The sequence below is a fragment of the Pseudomonas sp. B424 genome (assembly GCF_055408345.1).
On the sequence record NZ_JBUZTL010000002.1, the window covers coordinates 76766 to 101273 of the forward strand.

Consider the following 24508-nt stretch of genomic DNA (forward strand, 5'->3'; position numbering starts at 1 on the left):
CGAGTGTTGTGTAACCTTCAGCGCTTTTCGGTCTTGGGCGGCAGCGGCGCAAACAGGGCGTCGATGTCGTCGTCCTGCAGTTTCCAGTCTCCGGCTATTCGGCCATCCAGAATCCCCGCCGCTAAATCCGATTTTTCCTGCTGCAAGTGCTGGATTTTCTCTTCCACGGTGCCGCGGGCAATCATCTTGTACACAAACACCGGTTTTTCCTGGCCAATGCGGTAGGCGCGGTCGGTGGCCTGGTTTTCGGCTGCCGGGTTCCACCATGGATCGTAGTGAATCACGGTGTCGGCTTCGGTCAGGTTCAAACCAACGCCGCCCGCCTTGAGGCTGATCAGGAAGATTTGCAGCGTCCCGCTCTGGAAATCCTTGACCGGCGTGCGGCGGTCGCGGGTTTGCCCGGTCAGGATGGCATAGCGCACCTTGCGTTTTTTCAGTTCGATTTCGATCAGCCCGAGCATCGAGGTGAACTGCGAAAACAGCAAAATGCGCCGACCTTCGGCAAAAAGCTCATCGAGCATCAGCATCAAGCTGTCGAGCTTGCCCGAGGTGCTGCCTTTTTTGGGCGGGGTGTCGCTGACCAGTCGCAGGTCGCAACACACCTGACGCAGCTTGAGCAGGGCTTCGAGGATGATGATCTGGCTGCGCCCGACACCTTTGCGGGTGATTTCGTCGCGTACTTTCCTGTCCATCGCCAGACGCATGGTTTCGTACACGTCGCGCTGCGCCTCGTTGAGGTCGACCCAATGGATGATCTCGGTCTTGGGCGGCAATTCGGTAGCGACTTGCTCTTTGGTACGGCGCAGTAAAAACGGTTTGATCCGTGCGTTGAGGTGCTGCAGGCGTTCGTCGCTGCCCTGGCGTTCGATGGGCACCCGGTAGTCGCGGTTGAAGGCTTTGACGTCGCCCAGCCAGCCCGGAAGCAGGAAGTGGAACAATGACCACAGCTCGCCCAGGTGATTTTCCAGCGGGGTGCCGCTCAGGCACAGGCGTTGGCGAGCAACCAGCTCGCAGGCCGCCTGGGTGGCCTTGCTGTTGGGGTTCTTGATGTACTGCGCTTCGTCCAGCACCAGCATGTGCAGGGGGATTTTGGCCAGGTGATCGATGTCCTTGGGCAGCAGGGCGTAGGTGGTCAGGATCACGTCATAGTCGTTGATATGTTCAAAGTGCTTTTTGCGGGTGGCGCCATACAGGGCCAGCACTTTGAGTTGCGGGGTAAAGTGGGCCGCCTCGTCGAGCCAGTTGGGGATCAGGCTGGTGGGCATGACCACCATGGCCGGTCGATCGAGGCGCCCGGCATTTTTTTCGCACAGGATATGCGCCAGGGTTTGCAGGGTTTTACCCAGGCCCATGTCGTCGGCAAGAATCCCGCCGACTTCAAGCTGGCGCAGGGACTGCATCCAGCTCAGCCCTTCGAGCTGGTAGGGCCGCAGGTTGGCGTTGAGCCCTTCGGGGGGCTGGATGCTGAAGTCCTTGATGTCACGCAGCCGCTGGGCGAAGCCGCGGATGTGCTCGCCACCTTCCCAGCGCAAGGGCAGGGCATCCAGTGCGTTAAGGCGTGGTGCGTCGGCGCTTTTGATCCGCAGTGTGGTGGCGTCGGGCTCACCCAGGTAAAACTCGTCCAGGGTGGCGAGCACCGGTTTCAGTCGGCCGTAAGGCAGGGCCACTTGTAGTGGGCCCTGGCCGCTGTTGGCCGTGGCCGGGATGTTCACCAGGATCAGTTCGTCATCGCGGCGGCGGGCGAGTTTTTCCGGGTTGAGCATGTCGCTGTGGGAACGCATCAGGTTCAGCAGTATGGGCAACAGGCTCAGGTGCTGGCCGTTGACGATAATTCCCAGCTCAAGGTCGAACCAGTCGCGTTCCGGGGCTTCATCGACAGTGGCGTACCAGTCTTCAACCGGGGTCAGGTCAAAGCCGAAACCTTCATCGATCTGCAGCTCCCAGCCCTTTTCACGCAGGCCTGACATCTGATTTAGCGTGAAGTTGAGCCAGGCACTGTCATTGACCAGTTCAAACAGCTCGCCGGCACTTTCGGGCAGGGCCTTGCTCTGGCGGGTGGCTATCTTGAACCCCAGGCTGCGCAGTTGTTCGCGGTAGAGGTTTTCAACCTCCGGCTGGCGTTTGATCCGCAGTGTCTGGTGCTCCTGACGCAGCAGGATATCGGCGTTCTTTTGCCCGCTGACGTACTGGCCCAGGTAGTTGAACGACAAGGCGGCGCGGTGCTGGATATAGCGTTGCATCTTGCCGTTGCGCGGTTCGAAGGCGCTGAACTCGGCACTGGCCAGCCACAGGCGCGGCACCGGTGGTATATCTTCGACCAGCTGCTCGGGCAGGTTGGCGGGGCGGCGTGAGTCGAGCACGGCCTGGAGTTTTTCCAGAAGCTCGGCGTCCTGGGCAGCGGCAGGGTAGTTCAAGGTTTCTTCAATCTTCAGCAAGACGGCAGCAGTGTGTTTGCAGTTGGTGCGCACCGGGCAGGTACAGGTCGCGTCCACCAGAAGCAGGGTGCCTTTGGCGGACTCGCGCAGGTGAATGGTCTGGCGGTAAGTGTTCTCGCCTGAGCCCTGGCAGCTGGCGGTGATCATGCTATCGCCGATCTGGACGAGTCTGACGCGGTTTTCCTTGGCGTAGCGGCGGCCACGCTCAAGGCTTTGCTCTTTAAATCGACTGACCCACGTTGGCGCAAGGGGCTTGGTCAGTTGTGGGGTCAGGCTCACAGGCATGGGGATTTCATTTCATGGTCATCCTCAAGACTTCGGCGTCAGACGCTCAAACAGCGCCTCAATGGTATTGAAGCGTTCTTCCGGGCGCTCCATGGGCACCATGAACTTGAACAGGGTCGCCCCTTCGAATTTGTAGCGGTTGGGCTGGCCCTGAATCAACTTGATCAGCACCATCGGATCAACCGGGGTATCGGCCGCGAACTCGATCCGCCCGCCTTGTGGGCCGGCATCGACCTTTTTGATCCCCAGTTGCTCGGCCTGCAATTTGAGCAGGGTAATGCGCACCAGATTCTTGGTTGGCTCAGGGAGCAGGCCAAAGCGGTCGATCATCTCGACCTGCAGATCCTTGAGGCCTTCTTCATCGGCGGCCGAGGCAATGCGTTTGTAGAGGATCAGCCGGGTGTGCACATCGGGCAGGTAGGCCTCGGGAATCAGTGCCGGCACGCGCAGGTTGATTTCCGGCCCGCCGCCCAGCGGCTGGTCGAGGTTGGGCTGCTCGCCCTTGCGGATCGACTTGACCGCGCGTTCGAGCATCTCCATGTACAGGGTAAAACCGACTGCCTGGATCTGGCCGCTTTGGCCATCACCCAGCAACTCGCCCGCGCCACGGATTTCCAGGTCGTTGGTGGCCAGTACAAAACCGGCGCCCAGGTCCTGGGTGTTGGCGATGGCTTCCAGGCGTTTTTGCGCGTCCCCGGTGATTTGCTGGCGCGGGGGCGTCAGCAGGTAGGCGTAGGCCTGGTGGTGACTGCGCCCGACGCGGCCGCGCAACTGGTGCAGCTGGGCCAGACCAAACTTGTCGGCGCGCTCGATGATGATGGTGTTGGCGCTCGGCACGTCAATGCCGGTCTCGATGATGGTCGAGGCGATCAGCACGTTGAAGCGCTTGTGATAGAAGTCGCTCATCACCTGTTCGAGTTCGCGTTCGCGCATCTGGCCGTGGCCGATGCCGATCCGTGCTTCCGGTACCAGTTCGGCCAGTTCGGCAGCGCATTTCTCGATGGTCTTGACGTCGTTGTGCAGGTAGTAAACCTGCCCGCCGCGCAGCAATTCACGTAGCAGGGCCTCTTTGACCGTGCTTTTGTTCTGTTCCATGACAAAGGTGCGCACCGACAACCGGCGCGCCGGCGGCGTGGCGATGATCGACAGGTCGCGCATGCCCGACACGGCCATGTTCAGTGTGCGCGGGATCGGCGTTGCGGTAAGGGTCAGAATGTCGACCTCGCTGCGCAGCGCCTTGAGCTGTTCTTTCTGGCGAACCCCGAAGCGGTGTTCTTCGTCGATGATCACCAGGCCCAGATTCTTGATCTTGACGTCGTCTTGCAGCAGCTTGTGGGTACCGATCACGATGTCGATCTTGCCTTCGGCCAGGTCGGCCACGGCGGCATTGATCTCTTTGGCAGACTTGAAGCGGCTCATCACCTCAACGGTTACCGGCCAGTCGGCAAAGCGGTCGCGGAAGCTGTTGTAGTGCTGCTGGGCGAGCAGGGTGGTGGGTACCAGAATGGCCACCTGGCGACCGCCATGCACGGCAATGAATGCAGCACGCATGGCCACTTCGGTTTTGCCGAAGCCCACGTCGCCGCACACCAGTCGGTCCATCGGCTTGGGCGACAACATGTCGGCGCGCACGGCTTCGATGGTGGTTTGCTGGTCCGGGGTTTCTTCAAACGGGAAACCGGCACTGAAGGTGGCGTAATCCGCCTTCGGGTCGGCGAAGGCATAGCCTTCGCGGGCGGCGCGACGGGCATAAATGTCGAGCAGTTCTGCCGCCACGTCACGCACTTGTTCGGCAGCTTTGCGCTTGGCTTTTTGCCAGGTTTCCGAGCCCAGGCGATGCAGCGGCGCCAGTTCGTCGTCGCTGCCGGTGTAGCGGGCGATCAGGTGCAGGTTGGCCACGGGCACGTAGAGCTTGGCGCCCTCGGCGTACTCCAGGGTCAGGAACTCGGCTACCTGGTTGTCGACTTCCAGCGTCGCCAGCCCTTGATAGCGGCCCACACCGTGGTCAATGTGGACCACGGGCGCGCCTTCGCGCAGTTCGGTGAGGTTCTTGATGACCGCATCGTTGTTGGCATCGGTGCGTTTTTCGCGGCGCCGACGCTGCATCACGCGCTGGCCGAATAACGGGCTTTCGGCGATCAGTGCCAGCGCCGGATCGTCCAGCAGCAGGCCTTCATCCAGGGGGGCAATGGTGATTGCCAGGCGATGCTTGCTGGCGACGAAATCGGGCCAGCTGTCGACCGTTTTGGGACGCAGCTTGAGGCGTTCGAGCAGTTCGAGCAGCACTTCGCGGCGACCGGCCGATTCGGCGGTAAACAGCACGCGACCATCAAACTGCTCAAGAAAGCCGGACAGGGCAGCCAGCGGCTGATTGGCCTTGGCCTCAATCGCCAGGTTCGGCAGTGGCTGGGCCGGGAAGCGTTCGCGGCTGCTGCCGGTGTCGACGTCGTCCTGGCTGACCACTACCCGTGGCCAGTTTTTCAGGCGGGCGAAGCAGTCATCCACCGGCAGGAACAGCTCGGCAGGCGGCAGCAACGGGCGCGACGGGTCGATGCGGCGCTCTTCGTAGCGGTTGCGCACGTCAGACCAGAAATTCTCGGCCGCCTGCTCGATGCCTGGCAGCGAGAACACTTGTGTGTCCCCCGGCAGGTAGTCGAACAGGGTCGAGGTTTCGTCGAAAAACAGCGGCAGGTAGTACTCGATGCCTGCGGGTGTGATCCCGCTGGTCAAGTCCTGAAAGATCGGGCAGCGGCGGAAGTCGACATCAAAGCGCTCACGGAAACGGGCCTTGAAGCGGGTCACGGCGTCTTTTTGCAGCGGAAACTCGCGAGCCGGCAGCAGGCGTACCGATTCGACCTTGTCGATCGAGCGCTGGTTTTCCGGGTCGAAGGTGCGCAGGGTCTCGATTTCGTCGTCGAACAGGTCGATCCGGTACGGCAGTTTGCTGCCCATCGGGAACAGATCGATCAGCGCGCCACGTACGGCGAATTCGCCATGCTCATAAACCGTATCGACGCAGCGATAACCACTGGCCTCAAGCCGGGTGCGCATCTGCTCCACATCCAGCTTCTGGCCGATATCCAGCACCAGGCTGCTGCCGAGCAGAAACTTGGTGGGCGCCAGACGATGTAGGGCGGTGGTAATGGGCACTACCAAAACGCCATGACTCAACTCCGGCAGCCGGTACAGGCTGGCGATACGCTGGGAAATGATGTCCTGGTGCGGCGAGAACAGGTCGTAGGGCAGGGTTTCCCAGTCCGGGAAGTGCAGCACCGGCAACTGGGGCGCAAAGAACCTCAGTTCTTGCTCAAGGCGTTCAGCGCTCTGGCTGTCGGCGGTCAGGAGCAGGGTGAAGCGCTTGGCGGCGCTGGCGGCCTCGGCAATCGCGAGGCTCAGGGCGGCACCGGGCAGGTTGCCCCAGTGCTGTTTACCTGCCGTGGCAGGGAGTTTCGGTAGACGCAGGACGGGCACGGAAGGTTGAGCTCCAAGCGTTGCGACAAAGTCGGCAATTGTAACGGGCCAAGGGGCTGGCTGTCAGTTGCAGTCTTTAAGCCGTGTTGAATTCAGCGTATGAAATCCAGCATGGGGGCGCCAGAGGGGCTGCTCAAGGGTTGCAGGCCCCTGAAATAGCGGATGTTAAAAAAATATTCGCCTATATTTACTGGTGCTTAATCGTTTCAGTTACGGTGTGTGACAGGCGTGCATTGCCCCTGCATGGGCACGGCGGCATAATGTAGCCCCTTTTTTCAGCCCCTACATGTGGAAGGTTCCCGTGACTCAGAAGCCCGACCAGTGTCTTGGTGAGTGGATCGACCGTGAAGCACTCGCAGAAGCGATGATCCCGCTTATCGGTCAGCTTTACCGCAATAACAACGTGGTGAGCTCGATCTATGGCCGCAGCCTGATCAACCGTTCAGTCATTGCGATTCTCAAAGCGCACCGCTTTGCTCGCCATCGTCAGTCCGATGACATCGAATTGTCCGTGCACGAAACTTTCCCGCTGCTCAAGGCAATGAGCGAGCTCAAGCTCGGCGCTGCTTCGGTAGACCTGGGCAAGCTGGCCGTGAAGTTCAAGGCCGAAGGCAATGGCCGCACGGCTGAGCAGTTCGTACGCGAAGAGCTGGCCGATGTTGTGGGTCAGCAAAACGCTTCCCCACGTAAAGGCACTGATGTTGTGCTGTACGGCTTCGGTCGTATCGGCCGTCTGCTGGCGCGCATCCTGATCGAAAAAACCGGTGGTGGCGACGGTCTGCGTCTGCGTGCCATTGTCGTGCGCAAAGGCGCCGACAACGATCTGGTCAAGCGTGCAAGCCTGCTGCGTCGTGACTCGGTTCATGGCCCGTTTGATGGCACCATCGTTGTCGATGAAGCCAACAACACCATCACCGCCAACGGCAACCTGATCCAGGTGATCTACGCGAAGAACCCTACCGAGGTGGATTACACCCAGTACGGCATTCAGAACGCGCTGCTGGTGGACAACACCGGCGTATGGCGTGACGCAGAAGGCCTGGGCCAGCACTTGCAGTGCCCTGGTATCGACCGCGTTGTGTTGACCGCGCCTGGCAAAGGCAAGCTGAAGAACATCGTTCACGGCATCAACCACGGCGAAATCACCGCAGACGACAAGATCGTTTCGGCGGCATCCTGCACCACCAACGCCATCGTGCCGGTGCTCAAGGCTGTCAACGACAAGTTCGGCATCGTCAACGGTCACGTTGAAACGGTTCACTCGTACACCAACGACCAGAACCTGATCGACAACTTCCACAAGGGCGATCGCCGTGGCCGTAGCGCCGCGCTGAACATGGTTATCACCGAGACCGGTGCTGCTACCGCTGCTGCCAAGGCTTTGCCTGAGCTGGCCGGCAAGCTGACCGGTAACGCGATCCGCGTTCCGACGCCTAACGTGTCTATGGCCATTCTCAACCTGAACCTTGAGAAGTCGGCTACTCGTGAAGAAATGAACGAGTACCTGCGTCACATGGCGCTGCACTCCGATCTGCACAAGCAAATCGACTTCGTGAGCTCGCTGGAAGTGGTTTCCACTGACTTCGTGGGTTCGCGTCACGCCGGTGTAGTGGATGCTGAAGCCACTATCTGCAATGACAACCGCGTTGTTCTGTACGTTTGGTACGACAACGAATTCGGTTACAGCTGCCAGGTAGTACGCGTGATGGAAGACATGGCCGGGGTTAACCCGCCAGCGTTCCCACGCTAAGCAAGCGCCGCAACTGAAAACGCCCCGACTGGTTCGGGGCGTTTTTTTTTGTGCAGAAAAACGTGTGGGAGCGGGCTTGCTCGCGATTGGATCACCGCAGCGTTTCAGTGAAGCCGCATCGCCTGCATCGCGAGCAAGCCCGCTCCCACAGGTTGCGTGAAGCCTTTTAGCCGTTACTTGGCACCGCCGATTGCGCCGTACGTAACTGGTGCTGATTACCACGGAACAGCACCACGGTTGCAATCAACCCCAGTATTGCCGCGCCGGTCAGCCACAGGCCGGGTGCCGCCTTGTTGTTCAGTACATGGATCAGGTACGTGCACGCCGCCGGGGTAAAGCCGCCGAAGGTCGCGGTCGCCAGGCTGTAGGCCAAAGAGAAGCCAGTGGTGCGCACTTCAATCGGCATGATTTCGGTCAGGGCAACCACCATCGCGCCGTTGTACGAACCGTACAGGAACGACAACCACAGCTCGACGACCAGTAAATGGCTGAAACTCGGGTTGGCCACCAGCCAGGACAGCGCAGGATAAGCCGTCAGGATCGCCAGAATGGTGGAGCCCAGCAGCAGTGGCTTGCGCCCGATTTTGTCGGACAGCGAACCCATCACGGGCAGCCAGAAGAAGTTCGACAGACCAATGCATACCGTCACCAGCAAGGCTTCAAGATCAGTCAGGTTCAGTTCGGCCTTGCCGAAGGTCGGGGTGTAGGCGGTGATCAGGTAGAACGACACGGTGGTCATGACGACCAAGGCCATGCCTCCCAGTACCAAGCCAAAGTTCTGACCGATAGAACGCACGATTTCCCGCAGGGTAGGGTGATGTTTGCGAGCCTCGAACTCTGGAGTTTCTTCCATTGATTTACGAATGACGAAGATCACCGGGACAATCATGCAGCCCAGCAGGAACGGGATGCGCCATCCCCATTCGCCCATTTCTTCAGGGCTCAGCCAGTGGTTGAGGCCAACCCCGAGCAAGCCTGCAAAGACCACGGCAGCCTGCTGGCTTGCGGACTGCCAGCTAACGAAGAAGCCCTTGCGTCCCGGCGTGGCGATTTCAGCCAGGTAGACCGACACACCACCCAGTTCCACACCTGCCGAAAAGCCTTGCAGCAAGCGGCCCAGCAACACCAGTAACGGTGCAGCAACGCCCAGGGTGGCGTAGCCCGGAACGCAGGCAATCAGCACGGTGCCCATTGCCATCAGTGCGAGGGTAATGATCAGGCCTTTGCGGCGACCATGACGGTCGATGTAGGCACCGAGGAAGATCGCACCCAGCGGGCGCATCAGGAAACCGGCACCGAAGGTGGCCAGGGCGAGCATCAATGATGCGAAAGCGCTATCGCTTGGGAAGAAGGTTTTGGCGATGGCCGTGGCGTAAAAGCCAAAGACCATAAAGTCGAACATCTCTAGGAAGTTACCGCTGACAACGCGAAAAATCGCCTTGCCCTTGCCCGTACTGGAGGCCATCAGAAATCACCCGCTCTTATCCGTTCTTATGCGTAATCCGTGTTTTTACTCGTCCACACTGCAAGACCAAGGCATACGCCGTTGCGTAAAACAGTTTTGTAACCATATGTGTATCAAAAGTTGTAGGCAACATTTGTTGGCGCTACACGGGCGGGTCAGGGCCTTTGTGCGAGCAAATCCCGGCGCAGTTTTTCGGGCAGGCCTTTGGGGGCCAGCCAGATCCCGAGGTAGACCCTGGCCAGTTCATGGTTCTGGCTATTGAAAATAACCGTGCCATTGCGCTCGATATTCAGGCCGCGTCGGGGGTTGTAGTCCAGGGCGTAGCGGTCCCCGCGCTTGATGTCGCCAAAACTCGATTGCAGGTTTTTCAGCGGCGCATCGAGGCTGGCCAGGGTGGAGGCGGGTTGTTGACGCTTGAGGATGGTGTCAGACGCTTTGGTGATATCGCCGTGATCCAGGTCGCGCAAATAGAACAGCTCAAGTCGCAAGTCGCGTTGTTGGTTAAAGGCCTGTTGCGGGCTGACGTCGGGCTGGGTAAACAGGGCGGCGGCATAAATGTCGGCCCACAGGTAGGTCAGCACGATCTGGCCCTTGCGCTCCATGAGCTGCGAGCCGCTTCGCCATTGCTCGGGGAAGTTGGCTTCTTTTATCGGCCCGGGCTCGGTTGCCTGGCTGGTGGCGCTGAATATCAAAAAGGCAACGATCAACATCTGGCGCATGAGAGTGGGCTCTGATCGATGGTTGGGCACAGGTGACGCTGGCGAAGGCTGCGAAAGGCTGCATCGGCGAAGGCACAAGAGAGTGAAGCTCAATCACTGATGTAGTGAATACAAAAATAGCCAACGACCAGACCAAGGGTTAATGTTCGCGGCGTTCAGGCTTCTATAGACTGTGCCCCACGTTTTGATCCTTCATGGCGCTGGCCGCGACATGATTTAGCCGCAAGTGCCCCAATGGGTGCTTCGGCCTGTTCTGAGGAGTACGCATGGCTGTCTACAACTACGACGTAGTGGTACTGGGTTCCGGCCCGGCAGGAGAAGGTGCGGCAATGAACGCCGCAAAAGCAGGGCGCAAGGTAGCGATGGTCGATAGCCGGCGTCAGGTCGGCGGCAACTGCACGCACTTGGGCACTATCCCGTCCAAAGCCTTGCGTCACTCGGTTCGCCAGATCATGCAGTTCAACACCAATCCGATGTTTCGGGCCATTGGCGAGCCGCGCTGGTTCTCGTTCCCGGACGTACTGAAAAGCGCCGAAAAAGTCATCTCCAAGCAGGTGGCTTCGCGTACCGGTTTCTATGCGCGCAATCGCGTCGACCTGTTCTTCGGCACCGGCAGTTTTACCGATGAGCAAACCATTGAAGTGGTGTGCACCAACGGCGTCGTAGAAACCCTGATGGCCAAGCAAATCATCATCGCCACCGGTTCGCGCCCTTATCGCCCGGCCGATATCGATTTCAACCACTCGCGTATCTACGACAGCGATACCATCCTGAGCCTGGGCCACACCCCGCGTAAGCTGATTGTTTACGGTGCGGGCGTTATTGGCTGTGAATACGCGTCGATCTTCAGTGGTCTGGGTGTTTTGATTGAGCTGGTGGATAACCGCGAGCAGCTGCTGAGCTTCCTCGATTCCGAGATCTCGCAAGCGTTGAGCTACCACTTCAGCAACAACAACATCACCGTGCGCCACAACGAAGAGTACGAGCGGGTTGAAGGCGTCGAAAACGGCGTGATCCTGCACCTCAAGTCCGGCAAAAAGATCAAGGCTGATGCCTTGCTCTGGTGCAACGGCCGTACAGGCAACACTGATCAGCTGGGCCTGGAAAACATTGGCATCAAGGCCAATGGTCGCGGCCAGATCACGGTTGATGAGAACTATCGCACCACCGTGCCCAACATCTTTGCCGCGGGCGATGTGATCGGCTGGCCAAGCCTGGCCAGTGCCGCACACGACCAGGGGCGTTCGGCAGCGGGCAGCATCGTCGACAACGGCAGCTGGCGCTTCGTCAATGACGTGCCGACCGGTATTTACACCATTCCCGAGATCAGCTCGATCGGCAAGAACGAGCAGGAGTTGACCCAGGCCAAAGTGCCGTACGAAGTGGGCAAGGCGTTCTTCAAGAGCATGGCGCGGGCGCAGATTGCCGGCGAGCCCCAGGGCATGCTGAAGATCCTGTTCCACCGTGAAACCCTGCAAGTGCTGGGTGTTCACTGCTTCGGTTACCAGGCGTCAGAGATCGTGCACATCGGTCAGGCGATCATGAACCAGCCGGGTGAGCTCAATACCCTGAAGTACTTCGTCAACACCACGTTCAACTACCCGACCATGGCTGAAGCTTATCGGGTAGCTGCTTACGACGGTCTAAACCGGCTTTTTTGAGCGGCTCCGGCCGGTGGCCTGAGCCGGCCGGGGAGACCGATTTCAGCCATTCCCGAGGGTGGCAGTGGCCAAACCGGGAAAGTCTGTAATCAGGCTATCTACGCCGAAGTCGGCGAGCCTGCGCATCAGCGCAGGTTCGTTGACTGTCCATACCGACACATGCAAACCCTGGCGCTGGGCCTTTTCAAGGCGCTCAGGCGTGCAGAGTGTCCAGTTCAGCGCCAGCATCTGGCAACCATAACTCTGTGCCACTTTTATCGGGTCAAGCCAGGCGTACTCGGCTACCAGTCCGCGAGACAAATCCGGGGTCAGCTCCAGTGCCGCCCTGAGCACTTCGCGCGAGCTTGAGGTGACAGTAACCTTGTCCATGATGCCGTGGCGCACAGCCATTTCACGAATGGCCAGTACGGTAGTCGCAGCGCGGGTGCGAGATGCGCTTTTGACTTCCAGCTGCCAATGTTCGAAATCGCACTTTTCAAACAGCTCTTCAAGGCGCGGGATCGGGCACGGCTGCATCCAGCCCGGGCCGCCCTTGCGTGCGTCATAGGTCACCAGGTCGGCGGCGGTGTGCTCGATAACCTTGCCGCGCCGGTCAGTGGTGCGCTTGAGGGTCGGGTCGTGGATCACCATAAGTTCGCCATCTTTGGACAGGTGAAGGTCCAGTTCACAGCGACGAACGCCATGCTTGAGGCATTGCTCAAAGCTGGCAAGGGTGTTTTCCGGTGCTTCGCCTTTGGCGCCGCGATGGCCATAAATCAGGGTCACAGTTACTCCTTGTCTTTAGCTGCGGATTCGTCTTGTTCGCGGGCCAGTCGACGTGCCTGCGCCTGCTTTTGCAAAATGTAGCGCGCCAACAGCTGGCGTTGCGCATCGGTGATGGATTCGAATTCTGTGTCGATAGTGTAGTGGTCATCCTGCGCCTGGCAGTTGACGACCCGGGCGCGCAACAGCAAGCCCAGGGCTTGCGGCATCAGTACCAGCTTGACTGAAAGATGGCTGCCCGCCGGGCAGGGTTGTGGGTACTGAAACTCGATACCGCCTTCGGACAGCGTCACCGGTTGCAGCTCGCCGATCTCTCCCAGCACGGTTTGAGCGACGATCTGGCTGAGCAGGTCGACGCGTTTGTTGAGGGTTTTCAGGTAGCTGGACAGCGTGCGGTCACGCTCGCTGATCTGGCGCAGCAGGTGCTGGGACTCGAATTCGCTCAGGTGTAATTCGCTGAGCAAATTGAACAATGGCGACGCATCCTGCAACACTTCGCCGCTCGCGGCTTCGGGGGCCGACAGCGGGGTTATTTCCAGTGCGATCGTATCCTCGATACGGTAGTATTCGCGGCGATCTGCGTCATTTAATGTCGACATGGCGAACCCGTGATGGCGGCTGTGGTCTGAGTGTAAAGCTGCTTATCAGGCCCCGCCACAAGGACGTCTTCTTTTCCCTCGAACAAGCCCCGACATGTTCAGACCTCTCTCTTTATTTATCGGCACGCGTTATACCCGTGCAAAGCGCCGCAATCATTTTGTGTCGTTCATTTCTCTGACTTCAATGATCGGACTCGCCCTCGGCGTGGTCGTGATGATTGTGGTGCTGTCGGTGATGAACGGCTTCGATCATGAGATGCGCACCCGTGTGCTGGGCATGGTGCCCCACGCGACCATCGTGGGTGATCAACCGATCAGCGACTGGCAAAGCCTGGCCGCCAGGGTCAAGCAAAACCCGAAGGTGGAGGCCGTGGCGCCATTCACCCAGATGCAGGGTTTGCTGACCAATGACGGTAATGTGCAGAAGGTGCTGCTCAATGCCATCGACCCGGCGCAGGAGCGCAATGTCTCGATCATCGATCAATTCATGCAGCAGGGGCAGCTGGATTCGCTGACACCCGGCAGCTTCGGCATCATCATTGGCGACAAGGCCGCGAAGAAACTTGGCGTGGTTGTAGGCGACAAGCTGACGTTCGTCGCGCCGGAAGTCACGGTGACCCCGGCCGGCATGTTTCCACGCATGAAGCGCTTCACCGTGCAGGGCATTTTCCATGTCGGTGCCGGTGAAATCGACGGTTATCTGGGCATTACCAACCTGCAGGACCTGGCGCGCTTGCAGCGCTGGAAACCCGATCAGGTGCAGGGCCTGCGGCTGAAGTTCGATGATCTGTTCGAGGCCCCGCGTACCGCATGGGAAATCGCACAGCAGCTGGGTGAAAGCCAGTATTACGCCCGTGACTGGACCCGTACCCACGGCAACCTGTACCAGGCCATACGCATGGAAAAAGCCATGATCGGCCTGCTGTTGCTGCTGATTGTGGCCGTTGCCGCGTTCAACATCATTTCCACGCTGGTGATGGTGGTCAATGACAAGAAAGGCGATATCGCCATCCTGCGCACACTGGGTGCGACGCCCGGCACGATCATGGCGATCTTTATGGTCCAGGGCACCGTCATCGGTGTGGTCGGGACCGCGATCGGCGCACTGGTCGGCATGTTTGCCGCGCTCAATGTCAGCGCTGCGATCTCGGCGCTCGAAGGCCTGATCGGTCACAAGTTTCTCAATGCCGATGTGTACTTCATCGACTACCTGCCGTCGCAATTGCAGGCGCAGGACGTGTTGATGGTGTGTGGCGCGGCATTGGTTCTGAGTTTCCTCGCGACCTTGTACCCGGCCTGGCGTGCTGCGCGCACCCAGCCTGCGCAGGCGCTTCGTTATGAGTGAGTTGGGCATGAAAGAACAAGCAGTGTTGAGTTGCCGCGACCTGGGCAAGTCCTACGAGGAAGGCCCTGAGTCGGTGGTTGTACTGTCGGGCCTGCAGCTTGAGTTGCACCCCGGTGAGCGGGTAGCGATTGTCGGCACCTCGGGCTCGGGCAAAAGTACCTTGCTCAACTTGCTCGGTGGTCTCGATACGCCGTCCAGCGGCAGTGTGTGGCTGGCGGGTGAAGAACTGTCGGCGCTGGGCGAAAAGGCCCGTGGCCAGTTGCGTAACCGCTCCCTGGGTTTCGTTTACCAGTTTCACCATTTGCTGCCCGAATTTACCGCGCTGGAAAACGTCTGCATGCCGCTGCTGATCGGCAAGACGTCGATCCCTGAGGCGCGTGAGCGTGCCACTGCGCTGCTGACCCGGGTGGGTCTGGGCCATCGCCTGGAGCACAAGCCGTCGGAACTGTCAGGCGGCGAGCGCCAGCGTGTAGCCATTGCCCGGGCGCTGGTCAATAACCCGGGGCTGGTGATGCTCGATGAGCCCACCGGCAACCTCGATTCCCACACCGCCCAAGGCATTCAGGACCTGATGCTGGAGCTGAGCACCTCGATGCGCACCGCGTTTCTGGTGGTGACCCATGACATGAACCTGGCCCGCCAGATGGATCGCGTGTTGCACCTTCAAGACGGTTGCCTGACTGCGATCTGACCGGCCAGCACCCGACGCCTGCAAGCGGGCGTCGGGTCTTTAATTTTTATACGGTGCCCGCGAATGTTCAGACCGTTATCGATATTTATCGGCACGCGCTATACCCGCGCCAAACGCCGCAATCGTTTTGTTTCGTTTATCTCCATGACTTCGATGATCGGCCTCGCCCTTGGCGTGCTGGCGATGATCGTGGTGTTGTCGGTGATGAACGGTTTTCAGCGTGAAATGAGTAACCGCATCCTCGGCATGGTGCCCCACGCGACCATCGTTGGGGCCAAGCCGATCGATGACTGGCGCCCGGTGGCCGAAGCCGCACTGAAAAACCCGGAAGTCACGGCAGCCGTCCCCTTCACCGAAATGGACGGCATGCTGTCCTTTAAAGGCTCGATGCAGCCGATCCAGATCAGCGGCATTGATCCGGCGCAGGAAGGGAAGGTATCGATCGTGACCCGGCACATCGTGCAGGGCAGCCTCGAAGACCTGAAACCCGGCGAATTCGGGGTGGTGCTGGGCGATATCACGGCCCGCCGCTTTCGCTTGACCGTGGGCGACAAGATCACCTTGATCGTGCCTGAAGCCAGTACCGCGCCGGGCGGGATTACCCCGCGTTTGCAGCGCTTGAACGTGGTCGGCATCTTCAAGGTCGGTGCCGAGCTCGATGGCACCATGGGCCTGATCCATATGGCCGATGCCGCCGCCATTGCGCACTGGGAACCGAATCAGGTGCAAAGCGTGCGTCTGGCGGTCAAGGACCTCTACGCCGCGCCGCAGGTTTCGCAGCAGGTGGCTGCGGGCCTGGGCGCCGGTTACAAGGCAGATGACTGGACCCACACCCAGGGCAGTCTGTTCAGTGCCATGAAAATGGAAAAAACCATGATTGGCCTGTTGCTGCTGATGATCGTTGCCGTGGCAGCGTTCAATATCATCGCGACCCTGATCATGGTGGTGAACGACAAGGGCGCCGATATCGCGATCTTGCGCACCATTGGCGCCACGCCGCGTCAGATCATGGCCATTTTCATGGTGCAGGGTACGGTGATCGGTATTGTGGGCACCTTGATCGGCGGTGTGCTGGGTGTGATTGCAGCGCTGAACGTGAGTGAGCTGGTGGGCTGGGTGGAGCGGGTTTCCGGGCAGCACATCTTCAGTTCCGACGTGTACTTCGTCAGTAATTTGCCGTCAGAGCTGCAAGGCGGCGATGTGGCGTTGATCTGTGGCGCCGGCTTTGTACTGAGCTTTCTGGCCACGCTGTATCCGGCGTATCGGGCGTCGCAAATCCAGCCGGCCCATGCGTTGCGTTATTCCTGAGCGGAGGTGCGGAGCGGGCTTGCTCGCGATTGGATCACTGCGGTTAGCATGACAGACCGCAGCGCCTCTATCGCGAGCAAGCCTGCTCTCACGCATGAAGGTCAGGCCGGCAACTCAACTACAAATCGCGTTATCCCTTCCTGTGACTCACACCGAATCTGCCCGCCATGGGCGCGAATGATCGATTGGGTGATGGCCAGTCCCAATCCCGCATGCTCGCTGCTGCCTTCGCGCCGCGCCGGGTCTGCCCGATAAAAGCGATCAAACAGGCGCGGCAACAACTCGGCAGGAATCCCCGGGCCGGTGTTTTCAATGCTGATGCGTACGCAGGCTGTCGATTCGCCCATCCGCACCTTGATCGCTCCGCCAGCCGGGGTGTAACGCAGTGCGTTATCCAGCAGGTTGGAGAGGGCGCGCCGCAGCATGCTGCGGTCACCGGCCATGTGTGCACGGCCTTCACGTGTCAGTTCGATCCGGGAGTCTTCGGCCAGTAGAGCGTAAAACTCCAGCAAAGCATCCACTTCCTTGCCCAGGTCCAGCGCTTCGCGGCGTGGCGTGAGCAGGCCGTGGTCAGCCTTGGCCAGGTACAGCATGTCGTTGACCAGCTGCGCCATCCATTGCAGTTCCTCAAGGTTGCTGTGCAGCGCCTCGCGATACTCTTCAATGCCCCGCGGGCGCGTCAGGGTGACCTGGGTGTGGGTCAGCAGGTTGGACAGCGGAGTGCGCAACTCATGGGCGATATCGGCGGAGAATGCAGACAATCGCTGAAATGAATCATCCAGACGCCCAAGCATGGCGTTGAAGGCCGTGGCCAGCTCGGCCAGTTCGGCCGGCATTTGTTCCTGGGGCAGACGGGCGTTGAGTGAGTCGGCCGAAACGCTGGCTGCAATCGCGCTCATGCGGCGCAAGGGGCGCAAGCCGCTACGGGCCGCCCAGGCGCCGAGAATCGCCGTGGCCAGCGCTGAGAGGCCCACTGTCATCCAGATCAGGCGTTGCATGCGCTGCAGAAAGTGCTGGTGGTGGGTGATGTCCAGTAACAACGTCAGATGCGGTGCGTTCGGGGTGTCGTTCTGGGGCGCCAGTACCCGGTAATCAGTGCCGTTGATTTGCAGGCTGCCCAGGCCCGGCTGGGTCGCAAGTTCCAGTGGCAGGCGCGGTGAGCTGTCAAACCACAGATGCCCGTCCGGGCCACGAACCCGTACCGCAAGGTCCGGCTGGTGGGCCAGATCCTGCAGGAGTGCTGGCAGGCGCCCGGTGAAACCCTCCAGGGTATCTGCGCCTTGCAGTGTGCTGCGCAGGACGGCGAGGCGGCTTTCCATCAGTTGTTGGTCGAGCTCGACGAAATGTACTTCACTGGCCCGCCCGAACAGCACGCCGGCAAACAGCGATACCACCGCGGTACAGCCGGCAAACAGCAGTGCCAGGCGGCTGCTCAGTGACAGGCGGCGCATCAACTGCTGCGCTCTTCGAGTACGTAGCCCATGCCGCGCATGGTGTGAATCAGCTTGTGTTCGTGGTTGTCGTCGATTTTCAGGCGCAGGCGGCGAATCGCAACTTCGATGACGTTGGTGTCGCTGTCAAAGTTCATGTCCCACACCTGAGACGCGATCAAGGACTTGGGCAGGACTTCGCCCTGGCGGCGCAGGAATAGCTCCAGCAGGGAGAACTCCTTTGCGGTGAGGTCAATGCGTTGGCCATTGCGCTCGGCGCGGCGGCGGATCAGGTCCAGGCGCAAGTCGGCCAGTTGCAGGCTGGTTTCCTGGGGGGTGTTGCTGCCACGACGCAGCAGGCTGCGAACCCGGGCCAGCAGTTCGGAAAATGCGAACGGCTTGACCAGATAATCGTCGGCCCCCAATTCCAGGCCGTAGACGCGGTCATCGACAGCATCGCGGGCGGTCAAAAACAGCACCGGGATGTCCAGCCCTGCGCTGCGCACCGCTTTCAGGATTTGCCAGCCGTCGCGACCGGGCAGCATCACGTCGAGAATCAGCAGCGAATAATCCCCGGTCAGCGCCAGATGCTGGCCAGTGATGCCGTCAGCCGCCAGCTCGGTGGTGAACCCGGCCTCACTCAGGCCCTGGCGCAAGTACTGCCCGGTTTTGACCTGGTCTTCGACAATCAGCAGTTTCATGGTCGACTCGTCGTAAAAAAGAACGTCAGCCTTATACCTTGGAGTTTGTGGCGTAGGGTCAAACTGACAAAGTTGTAATCTAACGGTCAGTTGAATGCCAGTACCGGGATTTAAAGTGGTGGTAAGCCTGACCTTTAGTTTCTGGGAGTAAGTATGACCGCACGTAACCGATTGTCTCTTGCCGCGTGTTTGTTGGTGCTGAGCTTGCCAGTGATGGCATCGCCTGGCGGCCATTATGATTTTGGCCAGCCCGCGCCCGCCGCCAGTGCCACGCGTACAGTGGAGATAGACATGACCGATATGGCGTTCTCACCCCGGTCGCTGGAGGTCAAAGCCGGTGAGACCGTGCGCTTTGTCCTGGTCAATAAAGGCCAGCTGTTGCACGAATTCAATCTGGGCGATGCCGCGATGCACGCGGCGCACCAGAAGGAAATGCTCGAAATGCAACAAAGCGGCATGCTCACACCCACCGGCATGAGCCATGGGGGGATGGATCACGCCGCCATGGGCCACGGATCGCAGCCGATGCCTGGCATGAAGCACGATGATCCCAACAGCGTGCTGGTCGAGCCGGGTAAAACCTCTGAGCTGACCTGGACTTTCAGCAAGGCCGACAACCTGGAATTCGCCTGCAATGTACCCGGTCACTACCAGGCGGGCATGGTCGGCAAGGTCAAAGTTGCACCTTAAACAGGGCAGATCGTCTGCGGGCGCTGAAACTGCGAGACAAACCCGATAGAATTACCGGGTTTTTCTAGCCAGGTTTTTTGTCATGCATCCCGCCGCCGAACATTCCCCGCTGGGCAAGTCCAGTGAATACATCAGCACCTACACTCCGTCCTTGCTGTTCCCGATCCCGCGTGCGGCGAAATGGGCAGAACTGGGGCTGAGCGCCGAAACGCTGCCTTATGTCGGGGTGGATTTCTGGAACTGCTTCGAGCTGTCCTGGCTGCTGCCATCGGGCAAGCCGGTGGTGGCCATTGGCGAGTTCTGCTTTGCCGCCGATTCGCCGAACATCGTGGAGTCCAAGTCGTTCAAGTTGTACCTGAACTCGCTGAACCAGACCGTGTTCGTCGATACCCAAAGCCTTGAAGCCACCTTGCAGGCAGATTTGTCAGCAGCATCGGGCAAGCCTGTCAGTGTTCGCGTACGCAGCCTGGATGACGTTCAGGCTGACGGTGTGGGCGTTTTGCCCGGCGTGTGCATTGATGATCTGGACATCAGCGTCAGTGATTACGAGCAGCCGCGTCCCGAGTTGCTCAAATGCGACGAGTCGCAGCTGATCGAAGAGAGCGTCTATAGCCATCTGCTCAAATCCAACTGTCCGGTCACCAGTCAGCCGGACTGGGGCACCGTAGTGGTCGAGTACCGCGGCGCGGCGCTGGATCACGCCAGTTTGCTGGCGTATCTGGTGAGCTTTCGCCAGCACTCGGACTTCCACGAGCAATGTGTGGAGCGGATCTTTCTCGACCTGCAACGTTTGCTCAAACCTGAAAAGCTGACCGTTTATGCGCGCTATGTGCGACGTGGCGGGCTGGATATCAACCCGTACCGCAGCACCGAAACGGTTGAGTTCCAGAATGTGCGGCTGGTGCGTCAGTAACTGCAAATCCTGCTGCCGCAGGCTGCGATGGGTAGCGTGGCTACCCTGTTTTGAAGGCCCTTCGGACCTTGTCGCAGCCTTCGCAGCAGCTACACAGCAGTTGGAACTTCAGCGCTGATTCAGCACCTTGGCTTGCTCGAGTACCGCCTCAACATGGCCCGGCACTTTTACGCCGCGCCACTCGTGACGCAGCACGCCGTCCTTGTCGATCAGGAACGTGCTGCGATCAACGCCCATGTACTCCTTGCCGTACAGTTTTTTCAGCTTGATCACGTCAAACAGCTGGCACAGGGCTTCGTCCTTGTCGCTCAGCAACTCAAACGGGAAGCCTTGCTTGGCCTTGAAGTTCTCATGGGACTTGAGGCTGTCGCGGGACACACCAAACACTTCGGTATTGGCCGCCTGAAACTCGGCGTAATGGTCGCGAAAGCCCTGGCCCTCAGTGGTGCAGCCCGGCGTGCTGTCCTTGGGGTAGAAGTAAATCACCACCTGCTTGCCCTTGAGTTGCGACAGGCTGACGGTTTTTTCACTGGTTGCCGGGATCTGGAAGTCGTCTACGGGTTGGTCAATTGCAACGGCCATGAGTGTGCTTCCTTACATCGGGTTCTGTGGGCGCCACGGCTCGATCAGCGCATCGAGGTTCAACGCGTCGGCGAAGTCCAGGAACTGATCGCGCAGCCAGCTGATTTGAATGCCGGCCGGCAAGGTCACGGTGAACGTGGCGTTGAGCATGGTGCCGCCGGTTTGCGGGGCCTGATAGGTGTCGCACGTCAGGTTTTCGAGTTCTACGTTGTGGTCCATGAAGAACTGGCACAACTCGTTGATGATGTCCGAGCGGTAGGCCGAGCTGACATACGCTACATACGGCAGCGCTTGCGGGCGGGTTTCGAGCGGGGCACTACGCACAACATTGACGCTGAAAGCGTGCTTTTTGGCCAGTGCGGGCAAGCCGGCTTCAAGGCGGGCCAGGGCGTCCCAGCTGCCAGTGATTTCCAGGACCAGCGCGCTGCATTCGCCGTGGCGAGTGAGGCGCGAGGTCACGACGGCGCAGCGATTATCATGGCTGGCGCGGCACAGGACGTTGGTCAGCTCCATTGGGTTGGCGCCAAGGGCACTGATGACAAGGAATTGTTCGCGAACTGTGGGGGTGGACATTCAGCCTTCCTAAAACGATGAGTGGTCAGTACGGTCGATGGGCTGCGAGTCGAATACCGGTTGCCTCTCAAAACGCCAGAAGCCCGAAAACACGGCATTGCAGACGGTTTGCAGGCTCTGCAAACCGCGCTAGGCGGCGTTTGGGCGGGGCTTTGAGCGCCTGGTGAAGGCCCGTGAAACAGACCTGCGCGCGCATCAGTACCAATCAAAGGCTGAAGGGTAGCGAAAACCGACGCGAAGGGGAATGCTCATCGGGCGCGCTGTTGCTTGTGCAAGGGTCATGGCGCCAGTACCATTACGGCTCTCTTTTTCCGGCAGGAGCGGTTGCATGATTGCGGGCAGTATGGTGGCACTGGTCACACCTATGGATGCACAAGGTCGTCTTGATTGGGACGCTCTGAGCAAACTGGTGGACTTTCACCTGCAAGAGGGCACCAACGCCATTGTTGCCGTTGGCACTACAGGTGAATCGGCAACTCTGGATGTGAACGAACACATCGAAGTGATTCGTCACGTTGTCAAACAGGTTGCAGGGCGCATTCCGGTGATTGCCGGTACAGGCGCCAACTCGACGCGTGAAGCGATCGAGCTGACCACTAATGCGAAGGCCGCTGGCGCAGATGCATGCCTGCTGGTGACTCCGTATTACAACAAGCCGACCCAGGAAGGCTTGTATCAGCACTTTCGTACCATCGCAGAAGCGGTAGACATCCCGCAGATCCTTTACAACGTACCGGGCCGCACTGCCTGCGACATGCTGCCAGCGACCGTTGTGCGCCTGTCGACCGTGCCGAACATCATCGGCATCAAGGAAGCCACTGGCGACCTGCAGCGCGTCAAGGACATCCTGGCCGGTGTCAGCAGCGACTTCCTGGTGTACTCCGGCGACGACGCGACGGCAGTTGAGCTGATCCTGCTCGGCGGCAAAGGCAACATTTCGGTGACCGCCAACGTTGCTCCGCGTGACATGAGCGATCTGTGCGCCGCCGCGATGCGTGGCGATGCCGAAACCGCCCGTGCGCTTCACGAAAAGCTGATGCCGCTCAATAAAACCCTGTTTATCGAATCCAACCCTATCCCCGTGAAATGGGCTCTGCATGAGATGGGCTTGATGTCGGACGGTATCCGTCTGCCACTCACCTGGCTCAGCGAGCCTTGCCACGAACCACTGCGTCAGGCAATGCGCCAGTCCGGTGTCTTGGTTTAATTGAGGAAGCACTACGCATGAAGCGATTGGCCGGACTTTCCGCACTAGCCGTGATTATTTCGAGCACCAGCGGCTGCGGTTGGCTGTGGGGTCAAGAGGGTTACTTCCGCGACCGTGGCAGCGATTATCTGGAGGCGCGTCAAACGCCGCCAATGCAGTTGCCGCAAGGTGTTCAGACTGACAAGCGCCTTGTGCCGCTGTTGCCGATCCCGAGCAACGTGCCCGATGACAACGTCAAGGGCGAGTTTGAAGTGCCGCGTCCACAGCCATTGGCTGTGGCCGCCAGCTCCAACGACTACAGCCTGCAGAAAAACGGCGACAGCCGTTGGGTAATGTCGCAACGTTCCCCGTCTGAAGTCTGGCCGGTGGCGATGCAGTTCTTCCAGGACAACGGTTTCCGTATCGACGAACAACGCCCGCAAACCGGCGAGTTCACGACCACCTGGCAGCGTGCTGACGAGCTTTCGGCTCCGATGGCCCGCCATGTGGGCAGCAGCGGCCTGGCCGCCGACAGCGAGACCCGCCTGCGGGTGCGGATCGAGCCGGGTGTGCAGCGCAACACCAGCGAAATCTACGTTGTCAGCGCCAATCGTCCTGCCGGCAGCACCGCCAACGTCGATTTTGGCGCCCGTTCGGTCAATACCGGTCTGGATGCCGCACTGGTTGATGAAATGCTGGTCAGCATGAACCGTAGCGCCGAGAAGGGCGGTTCGGTGTCGTTGCTTGCTGCACGTGATTTCGACACCCCGGCACGCGTCAGCCTGAGCGAAGACGGTAGCGGCAACCCGGTGCTGACCCTGACCGAAGACCTCGACCGTGCCTGGTCCGGTGTGGGCCGTGCGCTTGAGCAGGGCGAATGGCGCGTTGAAGACATCAACCGGACCTTGGGCCTGTACTACATCAACCTCGCCGAAAAAGCCGAGAAAAAGGACGAGAAACCTGGTTTCTTCTCCGGTCTCTTTGGCAGCAAGCCGGCCAGGGAAGAAGTTGAAGCCCGTGCCCAGCGCTATCAGGTTCGCCTGAGCAAGGTCGGTGACAGCGTTCAGGTGACTGTCGAAGAAAACATCAACACCGTTGCCTCGCCAGAAGTGGCACGCAAAGTGTTGGGCGTAATCCAAGACAACCTGGGCTGATTTTATGCGTTTTGCCGTTCTCGGCAGTGGTAGCCAAGGGAATGGCACGCTGATAGCCAGCGACAGCACCTATGTACTGGTCGATTGCGGTTTCTCGTTGCGAGAAACCGAGCGCCGCCTGGCCAGGCTGGGCGTTAGCGCGCACCAGTTGAGCGCGATTCTGGTAACCCACGAACATGCCGACCACGTGCATGGCGTGGGTTTGCTGTCTCGGCGCTACAATTTGCCGGTGTACATGAGTCGTGGCACTCAGCGCGGGATGCGCAAACCTCTGGAGCCTGCCGGCTTTGTGGCAGGTGGCGAGACGTTGCAGATCGGAGCGTTGAGCATCAGCGTGACCCGTGTTGCCCATGATGCCCAGGAACCCACACAGTACGTGTTCAGTGACGGCAAGCGGCGGTTTGGCTTGCTCACCGATCTGGGCTCGTATTGTGATGGTGTGCTGGACAGCTATAGCGGCCTGGATGCGCTGATGATCGAGGCCAACCACTGCCGTGACCTGCTTGCCCGTGGTCACTACCCGGCTTTTCTCAAGCAGCGGGTGGGTGGCCAGGAAGGACATCTGAACAACCATCAGGCCGCAAGCCTGGTGGCCGAGTTGGGCTGGCAAGACCTGCAACACCTGGTACTGGCCCACCTCAGCAGCAAGAACAACCTGCCGCAGCTGGCCCGGCAATGTTTTGTCGACACCCTTGGGTGCGACCCGGACTGGCTGCAACTGGCCGATCAAGATTCAGGGCTCGACTGGCGCACAATCGCCTAGCCCACCTACTTAGCATGCGGAGCCC

At 59.7% G+C, this 24508-nt stretch carries 20 protein-coding genes; 10 read left to right on the top strand and 10 right to left on the bottom strand.

The genetic code is table 11. From position 1 onward, the window contains the following. Window positions 1-17 precede the first annotated feature (17 nt). Window positions 18-2720 (bottom strand): SNF2-related protein, encoded by a 2703-nt coding sequence (locus ACZRMS_RS02710; protein ID WP_463994017.1) that lies wholly within the window; start codon window positions 2718-2720, stop codon window positions 18-20. Window positions 2721-2744: 24 nt separating this feature from the next. Continuing rightward, on the bottom strand, window positions 2745-6191 hold the full coding sequence (gene mfd, locus ACZRMS_RS02715; RefSeq protein WP_463994018.1) for a transcription-repair coupling factor: 3447 nt from the start codon (window positions 6189-6191) through the stop codon (window positions 2745-2747). Between the two features lie 286 nt (window positions 6192-6477). Here mfd and ACZRMS_RS02720 point away from each other — a divergent pair, with 286 nt between their 5' ends. Continuing rightward, the gene (locus ACZRMS_RS02720) at window positions 6478-7941 is read left to right on the top strand and encodes a glyceraldehyde-3-phosphate dehydrogenase (RefSeq protein ID WP_463994019.1); all 1464 of its coding nucleotides are present in this window, start codon (window positions 6478-6480) and stop codon (window positions 7939-7941) included. Window positions 7942-8107: 166 nt separating this feature from the next. On the opposite strand, the gene tcuC is transcribed toward ACZRMS_RS02720, so the two are convergent. Continuing rightward, window positions 8108-9406, bottom strand: a complete 1299-nt coding sequence (gene tcuC, locus ACZRMS_RS02725) for a tricarballylate/proton symporter TcuC (RefSeq protein WP_463994020.1) — start codon at window positions 9404-9406, stop codon at window positions 8108-8110. 155 nt (window positions 9407-9561) lie between these two features. Further along, window positions 9562-10125, bottom strand: coding sequence for a chalcone isomerase family protein (locus ACZRMS_RS02730; RefSeq protein ID WP_463994021.1), 564 nt, complete (start codon window positions 10123-10125; stop codon window positions 9562-9564). A 266-nt stretch (window positions 10126-10391) separates the two neighbouring features. On the opposite strand from ACZRMS_RS02730, the gene sthA reads away from it, so the two are divergent. Then, the gene (sthA, locus tag ACZRMS_RS02735; protein WP_463994022.1) at window positions 10392-11786 is read left to right on the top strand and encodes a Si-specific NAD(P)(+) transhydrogenase; all 1395 of its coding nucleotides are present in this window, start codon (window positions 10392-10394) and stop codon (window positions 11784-11786) included. 42 nt (window positions 11787-11828) lie between these two features. Here sthA and ACZRMS_RS02740 read toward each other — a convergent pair whose 3' ends face one another. Beyond that, window positions 11829-12551 (bottom strand): glycerophosphodiester phosphodiesterase, encoded by a 723-nt coding sequence (locus tag ACZRMS_RS02740; RefSeq protein ID WP_463994023.1) that lies wholly within the window; start codon window positions 12549-12551, stop codon window positions 11829-11831. Between the two features lie 2 nt (window positions 12552-12553). After that, on the bottom strand, window positions 12554-13147 hold the full coding sequence (locus tag ACZRMS_RS02745; RefSeq protein WP_463994024.1) for a PilZ domain-containing protein: 594 nt from the start codon (window positions 13145-13147) through the stop codon (window positions 12554-12556). Window positions 13148-13241: 94 nt separating this feature from the next. Between ACZRMS_RS02745 and ACZRMS_RS02750 the strand changes: the two genes are divergently transcribed. The 3 genes from ACZRMS_RS02750 to ACZRMS_RS02760 all read left to right on the top strand — a co-directional run bounded on the left by ACZRMS_RS02750 (window position 13242) and on the right by ACZRMS_RS02760 (window position 16491). Further along, window positions 13242-14492, top strand: coding sequence for a lipoprotein-releasing ABC transporter permease subunit (locus ACZRMS_RS02750; protein WP_048358694.1), 1251 nt, complete (start codon window positions 13242-13244; stop codon window positions 14490-14492). 7 nt (window positions 14493-14499) lie between these two features. Further along, window positions 14500-15183: a lipoprotein-releasing ABC transporter ATP-binding protein LolD gene (lolD, locus tag ACZRMS_RS02755; protein WP_463994025.1), complete on the top strand. Its 684-nt coding sequence runs from the start codon at window positions 14500-14502 to the stop codon at window positions 15181-15183. Between the two features lie 63 nt (window positions 15184-15246). Beyond that, window positions 15247-16491 (top strand): lipoprotein-releasing ABC transporter permease subunit, encoded by a 1245-nt coding sequence (locus tag ACZRMS_RS02760; protein WP_463994026.1) that lies wholly within the window; start codon window positions 15247-15249, stop codon window positions 16489-16491. A 101-nt stretch (window positions 16492-16592) separates the two neighbouring features. On the opposite strand, the gene ACZRMS_RS02765 is transcribed toward ACZRMS_RS02760, so the two are convergent. Beyond that, the gene (locus ACZRMS_RS02765; RefSeq protein WP_463994027.1) at window positions 16593-17942 is read right to left on the bottom strand and encodes a heavy metal sensor histidine kinase; all 1350 of its coding nucleotides are present in this window, start codon (window positions 17940-17942) and stop codon (window positions 16593-16595) included. Further along, window positions 17942-18622, bottom strand: coding sequence for a heavy metal response regulator transcription factor (locus tag ACZRMS_RS02770; protein WP_463994028.1), 681 nt, complete (start codon window positions 18620-18622; stop codon window positions 17942-17944). Before ACZRMS_RS02770 ends, ACZRMS_RS02765 begins: the two co-directional genes overlap by 1 nt. Window positions 18623-18775: 153 nt before the next feature. On the opposite strand from ACZRMS_RS02770, the gene copI reads away from it, so the two are divergent. Both copI and queF read left to right on the top strand, forming a co-directional pair. Beyond that, window positions 18776-19312, top strand: coding sequence for a copper-resistant cuproprotein CopI (gene copI, locus ACZRMS_RS02775; protein WP_463994029.1), 537 nt, complete (start codon window positions 18776-18778; stop codon window positions 19310-19312). 82 nt (window positions 19313-19394) lie between these two features. Beyond that, window positions 19395-20225 carry an NADPH-dependent 7-cyano-7-deazaguanine reductase QueF gene (gene queF / locus ACZRMS_RS02780; protein ID WP_463994030.1) on the top strand — a complete coding sequence of 277 codons (831 nt, stop codon included), beginning with the start codon at window positions 19395-19397 and terminating at the stop codon, window positions 20223-20225. A gap of 108 nt (window positions 20226-20333) precedes the next feature. Here queF and ACZRMS_RS02785 read toward each other — a convergent pair whose 3' ends face one another. Both ACZRMS_RS02785 and ACZRMS_RS02790 read right to left on the bottom strand, forming a co-directional pair. Then, window positions 20334-20807, bottom strand: coding sequence for a peroxiredoxin (locus ACZRMS_RS02785; RefSeq protein ID WP_463994031.1), 474 nt, complete (start codon window positions 20805-20807; stop codon window positions 20334-20336). A 12-nt stretch (window positions 20808-20819) separates the two neighbouring features. Then, window positions 20820-21380 carry a glycine cleavage system transcriptional repressor gene (locus tag ACZRMS_RS02790; protein ID WP_048358686.1) on the bottom strand — a complete coding sequence of 187 codons (561 nt, stop codon included), beginning with the start codon at window positions 21378-21380 and terminating at the stop codon, window positions 20820-20822. Between the two features lie 328 nt (window positions 21381-21708). Between ACZRMS_RS02790 and dapA the strand changes: the two genes are divergently transcribed. Genes dapA through ACZRMS_RS02805 form a run of 3 tightly spaced genes read left to right on the top strand, consistent with a single transcriptional unit; the run spans window position 21709 to window position 24483 of the window. Then, on the top strand, window positions 21709-22587 hold the full coding sequence (gene dapA / locus ACZRMS_RS02795; RefSeq protein WP_463994032.1) for a 4-hydroxy-tetrahydrodipicolinate synthase: 879 nt from the start codon (window positions 21709-21711) through the stop codon (window positions 22585-22587). A 17-nt stretch (window positions 22588-22604) separates the two neighbouring features. Further along, window positions 22605-23720, top strand: a complete 1116-nt coding sequence (gene bamC, locus ACZRMS_RS02800; protein WP_463994033.1) for an outer membrane protein assembly factor BamC — start codon at window positions 22605-22607, stop codon at window positions 23718-23720. A gap of 4 nt (window positions 23721-23724) precedes the next feature. After that, on the top strand, window positions 23725-24483 hold the full coding sequence (locus tag ACZRMS_RS02805; protein ID WP_463994034.1) for an MBL fold metallo-hydrolase: 759 nt from the start codon (window positions 23725-23727) through the stop codon (window positions 24481-24483). Window positions 24484-24508: the final 25 nt, after the last annotated feature.